This is a genomic window from Selenomonas sp. FC4001, from assembly GCF_000701565.1.
Classification (GTDB): domain Bacteria; phylum Bacillota; class Negativicutes; order Selenomonadales; family Selenomonadaceae; genus Selenomonas_A; species Selenomonas_A ruminantium_B.
The window spans coordinates 96444-108690 of sequence record NZ_JNJF01000013.1; the positions used below are offsets into that span (position 1 = coordinate 96444).

Consider the following 12247-nt stretch of genomic DNA (forward strand, 5'->3'; position numbering starts at 1 on the left):
TACGCTTTGAATTCACTTGCTCCATTATAGCACAGCCTTCCCCCGGCGAAAACAGGGCTAAAGTCCCTATTCGCCGGGGGAAGGCTGTCTTTTTATCCTTGCAGTTTTACTTCACGGAAAGAGGTAATCGCACCATTCTGTACACCGGTAATGAGTTCCTGAATAATCTGCGGGTCGCTATAATCCAGCGGCAGGAAGCAGCCATCCGCACGGTTGTAAAACTCCCGCACTTCATTTTCGAGGCCGCGAATATCGGCTTCGAGCTGGGCCGCGCGCCGCTCATGGGCTTTCCCCGCCTGCACGTAGGATATGCTGGTAACGCCCAGCCATACCGCAAAGAAGAACGTCCAGGGAACGCTCGGGAAGAACCCCGTGAGAATCAGGAAAAAGAACAAGGTCGCAATGCCGCCACCAATGGTATAATTGGCCAGCACCGGCTCCGCGTTCTGGGTTCGCATCAGCCACAAATCGCCCAAGGTCGCATACTTGCCCCGAATATGGGCGAAGTATCCCTGCAGGCGGTTGAGCTCCGAGAGCATCCTGTCCTTTTCCTGGGGCACATCTTCGAGCTGCCGCAAAGCTACCAGCCGGGGCATGGCGGCGATGATTTCCCGCGCTCCATCGTCCCCCACAAAACGGGTCATCAAATCTTCCTGTCCGGCTTCCGCCCGTTCGCCGCAGAAGGAACACTCCTTAGCCTCCGGTTCGATAATACAGCCACATTTTTTGCAAATCATTGTTCTTCCTCCTTTCTCACCGAACAGCCTTCCTTTAGCTATATATCGGTGAATTTCCCCAATGATTTAGTAAAATTATGCTTAAAAGTTTTGATAGTCATACATATTCGTTATAAAATTAAAAATCCCTGCCGAAGCAGGGACTTTTATTACACTTTTAATCAAAATTTAATCCAATTTAGGGAAATTTTGTCATGTTCTCACTTTCCCCAAACCTGACCCATGAATTCATCATAGACTGCTTCCAAGTGCTGCACCAGCACGCTGAGCATCAGCTGTATCATCTTACTGTCAAAGGTATCGTCCACAAAGGGCAGGCAGATATCCAGATAGACCTTGCCATCCTGATGGACATAATACTTGAAGCTCTTGTAGCGGGCGTTGAGCTCGTTGAGATATTCCTTGATGCGGGGCTGTTTATCCTCGGGCAGGCCGCTGATAATCTGGGTGCGGATTACGGTGAAGATACTCGTGTCAATCAGAATGGCCATAGGAAGAATCTGTCCCCGGGCCTCAATCCGCGAACGGAACAGCACCGTGGCATAATCATCATCCATGGATTCCGTGCTGAACACGTTGATGTTGTTCTCAATCAGAAATTCCTGAAACTTGACCGCCTTTTCATTGCTCTCCACACTTTTTTTGGCTTTTCTCGGCATCTCCTACCTCCTTAAAATGCAAAGTAACGGCAGGCGTTGTTGTAGCTGATGTCTTCCACCAGCTTGCCCAGAACCTTCATATCTGCCGGGTACTCTCCATTTTCCACCAGGTTGCCGATGAAATTGCAGAGGATACGACGGTAATACTCATGACGGGAATACGACAGCAGCGAGCGGGAATCCGTCGGCGTGCCAATGGTATTGCCCAATACGGAAACGCTGGCCAACACGCGGAGCTGGGCTTCAATGCCCTCCTTGTTGTTGTTGAACCACCAGGCAGCCCCCTGCTGGATTTTCCCCAGCGCCTCTGTGCCGGAGAAGCACGGGAGCAGGGAAGCAATGACGATATTATCCGCCGGATTCAGCGAGCAGATAATGGTCTTGGGCAGATGCCCTTCCTTATCCAATGCGTTCAGGAACTTGGCCAAGGCAGGGGCACAGTTATGGGTGTCCACTGCGTCAAAGCCGCTGTCCTGTCCCAACACTTCAAACCGGGACGCATTCACATCCCGCAGAGCCGAATAGTGCAGCTGCATAGTCCAACCCCGGCGGGCGTATTCCCGGCCCAGGAACATCAGCACAGCCGTCTTATACTGCTCCATGGCCTGTTTGGAGGGTTTGCCCTTGCCATTGATGACCTTGCCCACCACATCATCCAGCTCATATTCCTTGGCCTCTGCATAGACCATATACGGCAGAGCGTGGTCAGCAATCTGGCAGCCATTTTCCGCGAAGTAATCGAGCCGTTTTTGCAGGGCGTCGTAAATGTCCTGCATGGTGGAAACATCTTCCATCCCAGCGGCTTCGCCGAGTTCATAGCGCATATAGGCATCCCAGCCGTCATCCTCGATATTCAGGATATTATCCGCCCGGAAGGTGGGCAGAACTTTGGCCGTGCAGGTGCCGTCTTCTTTGATTTTCTTATGCCATTTGAGGTCAGATACCGGGTCGTCCGTGGTGCAGATAACCTGCACATTGGAGCGCTCGATAATCCCCTGGGCCCGCATATCCGCAGCTTTGAGCCGCTCATTGCAGGTTTCCCAGATTTTCTCGGCGTTTTCCCCATTGAGAATCAAGTCGCAGTCAAAGTAGCGCTGGAGCTCCAAATGCGTCCAATGATACAGGGGATTGCCGATAGCCCGGGACAGGCTTTCGGCAAAGTACTGGAACTTTTCCCGCGAAGAAGCATCGCTGCCGGATATGCACCCCTCGGACACGGCATTGCTGCGCAGCAGACGCCATTTGTAGGTGTCGGAAGCCAGCCATGCCTGCGCAATGTTGCGGAACTCACGGTTTTCCGCGATTTCCCGGGGATTGATATGACAATGATAGTCATATATCGGCATGGGAGCGGCGTGTTCGTGATACAATACGCGTGCCGTTTCAGTTTGCAGGAGAAAATCCTTATCCATAAAGTTCTTCATATACAACCCTCCCATAATAAACGTCAGGATTTACTGCCCATGGTAGTCTTGTAGTAAAGAGCTACGCATACGATAGCAAAGAGGATGCCCACCGGATAGGAAATGCTGGTGGACAGCTGCAGACCTTCCGGAGCCTGCAGGATGTAGGTGCAGGAAACAGCCGACATGAAGGTGGCCGGTACGAAGGGAATCTTCCAGGCACCAGAATCCTTCTTCGTGCGATAGAGATAAACAGCACCCGTCCAGAGCACAATCATGGCCAGCGTCTGGTTCGTCCAGGAGAAATAACGCCAAATGATGTTGAAGTCCATCTGGGACAGGATGCCGCCCACTGCCAGCAGGGGAACGGCAAACATCAAACGTTTGACGGCCTGATTCTGCTGAACACCGAACCAGTCAGCAAGGGTCAGACGGGCAGAACGGAACGCCGTATCACCGGAAGTAATCGGGCAGGCGATAACGCCCAGCATAGCGAGGACTGCACCAACGCCCGTACCCATGAAGCCAACACAGATATCGTAAACCACGGTACCAGCACCGCCAGCCTTCATAGCTGCGGCCAGACCGCCCGTACCATCATAGAACGTAACACCGGCAGCTGCCCAAATCAAGGCGATAATACCTTCGGAAACCATGGCGCCGTAGAAGACCGGACGACCCAGGCGTTCATCCTTCAGGCAGCGGGCCATAATCGGCGACTGGGTGGAATGGAAACCGGAGATTGCACCGCAGGCCACAGTGATGAACATCAGCGGCCAGATAGGCATCTTTTCCGGCCCTAAGGGATGCAGATTCTGCAGGGTCAGTTCCGGCATGGTGTGGCCGCCAACGCCAAAGAGCATGCCGCCCATGATGCCCAGAGCCATGATGATTAAGCAGATGCCAAACAGCGGATAGAAGCGGGCAATGAGCTTATCGATAGGCAAAAGCGTTGCCAGGAAGTAATAACCCAGCACACAGGGAAGTACAATCGTTACCGCTACGCCGGTAAGTTTTGCCAAGAGGCCTGCCGGGCCCGTCATAAATACAGTACCGACCAGAACCAACAACACTACGGAGAACACGCGCATAATCATCAGCATCGTGCCGCCCATATGGTTCCCGACTACTTCAGAGATACTCTTGCCATCCTCGCGCAAGGAAATCATACCCGACAGGTAGTCATGAACAGCACCGGCAAAAATCGTACCAAAGACAATCCAGAGATAAACGCTCGGCCCCCAAATCGCACCGCCCAAAGCACCAAAGATGGGGCCAAGGCCGGCGATATTTAACAACTGAATCAAAAATACCTTCCAAGTGGGCAGAGGAATGTAATCCACCCCATCATTATGCACCAGTGCCGGCGTCTTAGCATCGGTAGGACCGAACACATTATCGACGATTTTACCATAAACGAAATAACCTACAATCAGAGCACCTAAAGCAACCAAGAATGTAACCATGAATGTTCACCTCATTTACCAGATTCGAATAATTGCCAAGAATTTTGGGTGACAACTTGCACATCATCCATTTGCTTTCCTTTTCCTCAATTTTCTGGCACCACCTCCCCAGCCGTCACTTTGAAGGTCACCGGCAATGATGTCACCGACTCGTTGCGCGGCGCTTCAAAATTGAAATAATAATTATAATGCCCATCCGGCAGTATGGCATCTTCGAGCAGGATACGGCCTGTCAGCGTGAATTTTGGCCCTTTCTTCCGGCTGCCATCCAGACGGTGGAAGATGGGTGTAATCCTGTCGCCCAATTTTAACTGGCGCAGGTCACGCTCGGGCACGCCATCATGCATGACACGCCGTGCGCCCAAAATTTCAAAGGCGGCCTTATCCTCATCATAAGCAGATACCAGATAATAATTTCTGCCGTTGAGAAGCACAGACGAATAGTACAAATAATAATCGGGATGTGCCTCCACCATGTTCATAGGCAGGACATGGCCGTTAAGCTGCGGCCACTGGCCGGCAAATTCGCACTTAAAGACCCCCTTGTCCCAGTCAGCATACACCTTGGCATCGCTTCCGAGAACTACTTCCTCGCCCCCCTGCCAGGAGGTCACGATACACGACGCCGCACTGATGGCATTGGCATCATCCGGATCAACCTGCACCATAGGCATATTATCTTCATCCCAGCTGACCGGCACATCCATGAGCTTATACAAATCAAACTGATACAAGGGCTGCCCCTGCTCGTCTGTAGCCAGCATCTGCGTATAGAGCTTTTGATAATTTTTGCTGGCCTGCGGCAGCTTGCTGTAGGCCAGTACCGAATCTATTGAGCCATCCAGACTGTAATAACAGGAAAGGCCCATGCCATAACGGCGGTACTTGCCTGCCACACGGTAGCAAACTGCATCTTCCACGGCCTTCTGCAAGGCCAGAGAAGATTCTAAATCCTCCATGCCCGCAGCCAGCGAGCCCAGGTCAATCATATTGGTCCAATATTCATCATCACTATTGGGGCCGTAGTTTTCCACGGAATTGGCCACCCGGTCCATACCGGTAAACAGGCGCAGCGGGTATTCATTTGCCTGCTGCAAAGCCTCGCGCCCCATGCGCTCATAAGCCCTCTGCAGAGCCGGCAGTTTCTCCATATCCAAAACCGACATGTTTGCCATATCCGCCGCCTCATACTGCTGGCAGCGGGTCATATACGTATCGCAGATGATGCGCCCAAGCTCCCGTCCTTCAATGGCAGGATTTTGGGCAACCGCGCCGAGCCAGCTGGCATAGTCAATGCCGTTCTCGGGCATGATTTCCTGCGAAGCCACCAGATAGCGGGTATAGCCCTGCAAAGCAGCTGCTGTTTCCAAGGTTGCCATCAGGCAGGTGTCAAAGCAAACGACATCAAAGGCAGGTTGCGTGCTGTTACCAGCCATGGCTGTCAGGGCAGCGCGCAAATCGCCCAGCGACAGCGAATTGCCGTAGCGTTCATCCTGACAAAAGCCAACCAGACTGCCGCCGCCATGATTCCAAAAGACCAGCATCCTGTGGTCAGCAGGATAGTTTTCCTGTGCAAAGCGCAAAAATCCCTGCAGGGTTTCCCTGTCGCCCATGCTGGCATTGGGCAGAACTGCCACCTGCTGCAAGCCGCCTCTGTCGTAAACATAGCGGCCCAGCGACTCGGACGAAATGCCCTGCGTATGCCATTTCAGAGCGCCGCCTGTCTGGATAATGACTTTTACATTATCTGGCAGAACCACCTTTTGTATCTCCCGCAGATTATCGGTGGCGCTGGCATTGTTGCTTTCCAAATCAGAACCGCACATGTAGAGGTAGACCGCCCAGCTGTCCTGCGCAAATGCACGGGCATTTTCTCCCAACAGCAGCCCGAGCACAAGTATAAGAGCCAACAGGTAACGGCTTATGGCCATTTTCTTCTGCAAAACATCCACCTCCACACCAGCATCAGCCCATCTGCAGGTCTGAACTCATTACGTCGTCATTTTCCATTCATCCGGATAAATCCAGCCACCTCATGGTAATCCTCCTCTTTGTTTGAACCTTGTTATTTTTCTGTTAATAAAGAAGCACAAGCGGGCCGTTTTGTCCCGTCCTGCTATTTATGCTATAATGAGTATTCGTACTCAGGGCGGGAAAATCCTGCCCCTGACAAAAGTTTTCTGTACCCATCACTAGGAGGCATTCCATGGAAATCCTTTTATTTTTATTACTGGGCCTGTTCGTAGGCACCTTCGGCACGCTCGTGGGTATCGGCGGCGGCCTTATCTGCGTCCCCATCTTCATCCTGTTTCTGTCGGCAGGCACCGCCCATCCCTTCTTTGAAACCGCCGCACAGATTACGGGCACCTCTCTGGTCATCGTCATGGCCAACGCCCTGTCGGGAACACTTGCTTATATCCGCCAGAAGCGGGTGTATTTCAAGGCGGCTGTTCCCTTTGCCCTGGCCACCCTGCCCGGTGCCTTCTTTGGCTCCTATATCGTGGACAAGTTCAACCAGCCCATGCTGAACTTCTACTTCGGCATCTTCCTCTTGTTCATGGCTTCCATCATGTACATCAACAGCCGCCGCAAACCGCCTGTAGACGTACACGAACTGCCGCCGGACTTCACCTACAACAAATGGATTGGTATTATCTCCAGTTTCGGCGTAGGCTTCCTGTCGAGCATCTTCGGCATCGGCGGCGGCGTTATCCATGTGCCGCTGATGATTTATCTCTTAGGCTTCCCGGTGCATATGGCCACCGCCACCTCCCACTTCGTACTGGCGGCCTCCTCCGCCTTCGGCGTGGTCTCCCACTTCCTGCTCGACCACATCATCTGGCTGCCCGCCATCTGCATCTCCATCGGTGCCGCCATCGGCGCCCAGATTGGGGCAAAGATTTCCCGAAAAACCAAATCCAAGGTTATTCTGGCATTGCTGTCCCTGGCCATGTTTGCCTTGGGATGTCGGCTGATACTTATGGGGAGTGCGCAGTAAAATTGCAGTTTGTCGATGTTATTGCGAGATTGAATTTATTTGTTACAGCTCAGTAGGGGCGGATGTGGTAATACTTTTCGCCGTTGCACTGAATGACCCACATGCAAATGTATGGGCTTTTTAGTTACCTGCGCCGGGCAAGACCGGCGGCGCGTATGTTCAGCTCAATGTCTAGCTGATGCCGTGGGTGGGCCAGTCCTCACTGCGTTCGGACAGTCGTTCCACGGCGAAAAGCATCACCACATCCGCCCTAAGTTGCATCTGCATTAAATGTATTTTTCTCGATGATAAGCGACAATTACATCGATGTTCTTGTTGCGGGAGCAACGAGTTCGTGGCAATAGTATAGGCCGTAACTTGGGTCGGACGGGGGAGTGATTTTTCTGTAGGGAGCGACTGCCTGAACGAAGTGAAGGCCGGCCCCTGTAGAAATCAGCTAAGTAAATACGCTGAAAGCAGCGCCGTTGGCCTGCCCGGCGCGAGTAACTGGACAGCTCTACTTTACGAAGGGGTCGTTTAGCGGAAAACAGAAAAATTACTCCCCCATCTGGCCCCAAACTACGTATGAACCAGATGCCTTTACCACGAACGCCCCAACAAACTGCAATTTACACAAAAGCCCGGTAGCTGATAACACTTTCCCTTCGCTTTAGGCAGAGGAAAATATTATCAGCCACCGGGCGTCTTTATATATCGATGTAAATCAAACTCAAATTGGCCGTAACTCCCAGCCACCGTCCCCAGCCAGTTTCAATTCCTGCTGGTGCTGGGCAAAGAGCGTAGACCTATGCCCCACGCTGACAACGCCCATCTTGGGCAGTTCCGCCTGCAGCATTTCATACATTTCCGCCTCGCGCGGTTCATCCAAGGCTGACGTAGCTTCATCCAGGAACACCCAGTCAGGCTTTTGCAGAAGAACTCTGGCGAAGGCGAGCCGCTGCTGTTCACCCAAAGAGAGGATGCGGCTCCAGTCGTCAATTTCATCCAAGCGCGTGGTGAATTTTTCCAAGCCCACTTTCGTCAGTGCCGCCTGCAATTCACTATCGCTGCCGGAAGCTGTACCGGGATAATGGAGCGCACGGCGCAGACTGCCCAATGGCAGATAAGGACGCTGGGGCAGGAACAATAACCTGCTGCCCGCCGTCAATTTCAATTTGCCGGCTCCATAGGGCCAGATTCCTGCCAAACTGCGCAGAAGCGTGCTCTTGCCGCAGCCGGAAGCTCCTGTCACCAACAGGCGGCTGCCTGCGGGCAGATTCATGCTGCAGTTTTCGAGCAGCACACGGCTATCCGGCAGCTGCACCTTTAACTCCTCGACATCGAGAGCAGTGCCGCCCGCCTGCCGCTGAATGCCGGCTTCCACTTCTTCTGCAGTGTCCATATGCTCCGTAAAGGTTGCCAGTCGTCTGACGACCGCTGCCAACTGCGCGATGGTATCGTAGGACTCCACAAAGTAGGACAGGGCATCCTGCACCCGGCCGAAGGCAGATACCGTCTGCATCAGACCGCCCAGCGCAATGCCTCCGGCAAAATACTGCGGTGCCGCTAAGATAAGCGGCACGATAATAGCCAACTGTGCGTAACCGTTAACGTAGAAATTCAGCAGTTTCGTCTGCTTCATGAGCTGCCAGAAGTTGCTGATAACCTTGGCAAAGCGCTCATGGAAGCCCTTGTTCTCCGCATTTTCCCCGCCGTAGAAGGCAATGCTTTCGCTGTTTTCCCGCACGCGCATCATATTGAAACGGAAGTCGGCCTCAAAGCGCTGCTGCTCGAAGTTCAAACCGATAAGTTTCCGCCCGACCAGATGAGCGCAGCCCGTACCAATGCCGGAATAGCAGAGCGAGAACCAGAACATATAGCCATAGATGATGATTTCCTGCCCGCCAAGGTTCAGCGTAAAGGCTCCGGACAGATTCCAAAGCACCACGCCAAAGGCCGCCAAGGTCGTCATCTGTTTTAAGAAACCGATTAATAATTGCAACGAAAGATTGACAAACTGATTGATGTCCTCGCTGATTCGCTGATCCGGGTTATCCGTGTCGCTGCCTAGTACCTGCAGGCGATAGTACACCTGCTTGTCCAGCCAGCGGGAAAGATAGGCATCCGTAAGCCAGGTGCGCCATTTTATCTGCACCGCCTGCCGCAGGTAAATGGCATACACGGCGATGACGATGTAGAGCATGGCCAGCCCCGTAAATTCCCCCACGAGCGGCCAAAACTGGTCTGCCTGATACTGCTGCAGGGCATTGTAAAATTCATTGTACCAGCTGTTTAGCCGCACGAGCAGATACACGCCAAAGAAATTCAGGCCGATAACAAAAGCCAACAGCCCTCTGGCTTTCCACTTATGCTCGCTGTTCCAATATCCCCGAAACAGCTGCCAAAAAGCACGGAATGCTCCGCGTTTCCCCATATCCATCACTCCATAAAAAAAGAGATTGTTCCGCCGTAATGAAACGGAACAATCTCAGTATAGACCTTTCACTTGCAGGTGGCAATAATTATTTGGTGTTTAGGATGCGGCTTCAGCCAATCATTTTCTTGATATCTTCTTCCACCGTGGAAATCGTGCCAATGCCGAAGTTTTCGACCAGCACCTTCGCCACATTCGGGGAGAGGAAGGCCGGCAGCGTGGGGCCAAGATGGATGTTCTTGACGCCCAAGTGCAGGAGGGCCAGCAGCACGATAACGGCCTTCTGCTCGTACCAGGCAATGTTGTAGGCAATGGGCAGTTCATTGACATCACTGAGGCCAAAGACTTCCTTAAGCTTCAGCGCAATCAGGGCCAGACTGTAGGAGTCGTTGCACTGACCTGCATCCAGCACCCGGGGAATGCCGCCGATATCGCCCAGATTCAGCTTGATGTACTTGTACTTGGCGCAGCCCGCGGTGAGAATCACCGTATCCTTGGGCAGTGCCTGGGCAAATTCTGCATAGTAGTCGCGGGACTTCATGCGGCCGTCGCAGCCGGCCATGACCACGAACTTCTTGATGGCACCGCTCTTGACAGCCTCCACTACTTTATCGGCCACAGCAAAGACCTGCTCATGGGCAAAGCCGCCCACAATCTGCCCCTGCTCCAATTCCGTGGGGGCGGCGCATTTCTTGGCCAGTTCAATGATGGCCGAGAAATCCTTGGAACCATCCGCCTTGGCTTCAATATGCTGACAGCCCGGCACACCGGTCGCGCCTGTGGTAAACAGGCGGTTCTGATAGCTGGCCTTGGGCGGCACCACACAGTTGGTGGTCATGAGAATCGGGCCATTGAAAGAGGCAAATTCCTCCTTCTGCTTCCACCAGGCATTGCCGTAGTTACCGGCAAAGTTGCTGTACTTTTTGAACTTGGGATAATAATGAGCCGACAGCATTTCCCCATGGGTGTAAACATCTACGCCCGTGCCCTGCGTCTGCTCCAATAGCATTTCCAAATCCTTGAGGTCGTGGCCGGAAATCAGAATGCCGGGGTTCTTGCGGACGCCCAAATCCACCTTGGTCAGTTCCGGGTTGCCATAGGTTTCCGTGTTGGCTTTGTCCAAGAGAGCCATGCCATCCACGCCCCACTTGCCCGTTTCCAACGTCAGGGCCGTGAGTTCATCGCCCGTGAGGCTGTCGTCCAAAAGTTTAGCCAGCGCTGACTGCACGAAAGCATCAATGGCTTCGTTCTCATAGCCCAGTACATTAGCATGCTTCTGATAAGCCGCCAGTCCTTTGAGGCCATACGTGATGAGTTCCCGCAGGCTGCGTATGTCCTCATTTTCCGTGGCCAGCACACCAACTTTGGCAGCCTGTGCGGCAAAGCCTTCAATATTTTCCTGCCAGAGGGCCGCTTCCGGCAGATTCTCCCGCTCCTGCAATTTGGCCAGAAGTTCCTGCTTCACCCGCAAGGTCTCGGCAATCCGCTCGACAATGGCCTCCCGGTCAAAGTTGGCATTGGTGATGGTGATGAAAAGATTGATGGTCACGAGATAATTGACCTGCGGCTCCACCTTCCGGCCCTCAGCCCGCAGGCGGGTGGTTACCGCCGACAGCCCCTTGGTCACATAGATCAACAGGTCCTGCATAGCCGCCACTTCCGGGGTCTTGCCGCAGACGCCCATCATGGTGCAGCCCTTGCAGCCGGCAGTTTCCTGACACTGATAGCAGAACATTTTCTTTTCCATAAAGCACGCTCCTCGTTATCTAATACACATGAAAATATACGTCATTGTTTTCGTTTACAAGGCCATTATAACGAAGGAAAACGCTTTATGCTGTAACGCTTGTTACAATAAATAAATATCCCCCGGCTTAGCCGGGGGTTTTACATTAACGGCCTATAAGGCCTCTTTTTACCAGCTGCGCTTAAAAGCGCTTGTACGGTCCGCCACACGCTACTTATTTCCGATTACCCGTAAACGGGTCTATCGCCTCTAGCGTTAGCTGCTCGGCCATATGGTCTTCACTTAGTTGCTGCTTTATATATTCCGCTATCTTCTTTTCGTTCTTTCCTACGGTACTCACATAATATCCTCGACACCAAAATTGTCTGTTTCTATACTTATATTTCATATTCCCCCATTTCTCATATATCATCAGGCTACTCTTCCCCTTCAAAAATCCCATAAAGTTCGATATACTAAATTTCGGTGGTATCTCTACCAAAATATGGATGTGGTCTGGACATGCCTCAGCTTCCAGTAAATTCACCCCCTTCCATCTGCACAATTCACGTATTATCTTTCCAATCTCATACCTCATTTGCCCGAAAAACACTTTCCGCCTATACTTCGGCGCAAAAACAATGTGATATTTACACTCCCATTTCGTGTGTGATAAACTATGGATGTCGTTCTTTTGCATTACGACAAAACCTCCCTATTCATAATTTTGCAGTTGACGGACCGCAACAATTATTTTCTAGGGAGGTTTTTCTTTTCCTTTAAAGACTCATCGCTAAAGCTTTACGGAACCCCTGGTCTAACCAGGGGTTTTCTAATAACAAAAA

9 protein-coding genes are annotated in these 12247 nt (G+C 52.3%); 1 reads left to right on the forward strand and 8 read right to left on the reverse strand.

What is annotated here, in order from left to right; genetic code table 11:
• Nucleotides 1–92: 92 nt before the first annotated feature.
• The 5 genes from T320_RS06870 to T320_RS06890 form a co-directional block, all read right to left on the reverse strand.
• Nucleotides 93–737 (reverse strand): zinc ribbon domain-containing protein, encoded by a 645-nt coding sequence (locus T320_RS06870; protein ID WP_037354297.1) that lies wholly within the window; start codon nt 735–737, stop codon nt 93–95.
• Between the two features lie 200 nt (nt 738–937).
• Complete coding sequence (locus T320_RS06875) at nt 938–1396, reverse strand: YbjN domain-containing protein (RefSeq protein WP_026759330.1); 459 nt, start codon at nt 1394–1396, stop codon at nt 938–940.
• Nucleotides 1397–1407: 11 nt separating this feature from the next.
• The gene (gene uxaC / locus T320_RS06880) at nt 1408–2820 is read right to left on the reverse strand and encodes a glucuronate isomerase (protein ID WP_037354301.1); all 1413 of its coding nucleotides are present in this window, start codon (nt 2818–2820) and stop codon (nt 1408–1410) included.
• A 23-nt stretch (nt 2821–2843) separates the two neighbouring features.
• Complete coding sequence (locus tag T320_RS06885) at nt 2844–4265, reverse strand: carbon starvation CstA family protein (protein WP_037354303.1); 1422 nt, start codon at nt 4263–4265, stop codon at nt 2844–2846.
• 86 nt (nt 4266–4351) lie between these two features.
• Nucleotides 4352–6208, reverse strand: coding sequence for a clostripain-related cysteine peptidase (locus T320_RS06890; protein WP_051608650.1), 1857 nt, complete (start codon nt 6206–6208; stop codon nt 4352–4354).
• Between the two features lie 263 nt (nt 6209–6471).
• Here T320_RS06890 and T320_RS06895 point away from each other — a divergent pair, with 263 nt between their 5' ends.
• Nucleotides 6472–7263: a sulfite exporter TauE/SafE family protein gene (locus T320_RS06895; protein WP_037354305.1), complete on the forward strand. Its 792-nt coding sequence runs from the start codon at nt 6472–6474 to the stop codon at nt 7261–7263.
• 709 nt (nt 7264–7972) lie between these two features.
• On the opposite strand, the gene T320_RS06900 is transcribed toward T320_RS06895, so the two are convergent.
• From T320_RS06900 to tnpA, 3 genes are all read right to left on the reverse strand, one after another.
• On the reverse strand, nt 7973–9676 hold the full coding sequence (locus T320_RS06900; protein WP_037354307.1) for an ABC transporter ATP-binding protein/permease: 1704 nt from the start codon (nt 9674–9676) through the stop codon (nt 7973–7975).
• Between the two features lie 112 nt (nt 9677–9788).
• Entirely contained in the window at nt 9789–11423 is a 1635-nt protein-coding gene (hcp, locus tag T320_RS06905) for a hydroxylamine reductase (RefSeq protein ID WP_037354310.1), read from the reverse strand.
• A gap of 214 nt (nt 11424–11637) precedes the next feature.
• Nucleotides 11638–12102: an IS200/IS605 family transposase gene (gene tnpA, locus T320_RS06910; protein WP_037354312.1), complete on the reverse strand. Its 465-nt coding sequence runs from the start codon at nt 12100–12102 to the stop codon at nt 11638–11640.
• Between the last annotated feature and the right edge of the window lie 145 nt (nt 12103–12247).

Coding starts and splice junctions, on each gene's coding strand:
- T320_RS06875 (WP_026759330.1), bottom strand. CDS start 1,396: ATGCCGAGAAAAGCCAAAAAAAGTGTGGAGAGCAATGAAAAGGCGGTC.
- T320_RS06870 (WP_037354297.1), bottom strand. CDS start 737: ATGATTTGCAAAAAATGTGGCTGTATTATCGAACCGGAGGCTAAGGAG.
- T320_RS06885 (WP_037354303.1), bottom strand. CDS start 4,265: ATGGTTACATTCTTGGTTGCTTTAGGTGCTCTGATTGTAGGTTATTTC.
- T320_RS06895 (WP_037354305.1), top strand. CDS start 6,472: ATGGAAATCCTTTTATTTTTATTACTGGGCCTGTTCGTAGGCACCTTC.
- uxaC (WP_037354301.1), bottom strand. CDS start 2,820: ATGAAGAACTTTATGGATAAGGATTTTCTCCTGCAAACTGAAACGGCA.
- tnpA (WP_037354312.1), bottom strand. CDS start 12,102: ATGCAAAAGAACGACATCCATAGTTTATCACACACGAAATGGGAGTGT.
- T320_RS06900 (WP_037354307.1), bottom strand. CDS start 9,676: ATGGGGAAACGCGGAGCATTCCGTGCTTTTTGGCAGCTGTTTCGGGGA.
- hcp (WP_037354310.1), bottom strand. CDS start 11,423: ATGGAAAAGAAAATGTTCTGCTATCAGTGTCAGGAAACTGCCGGCTGC.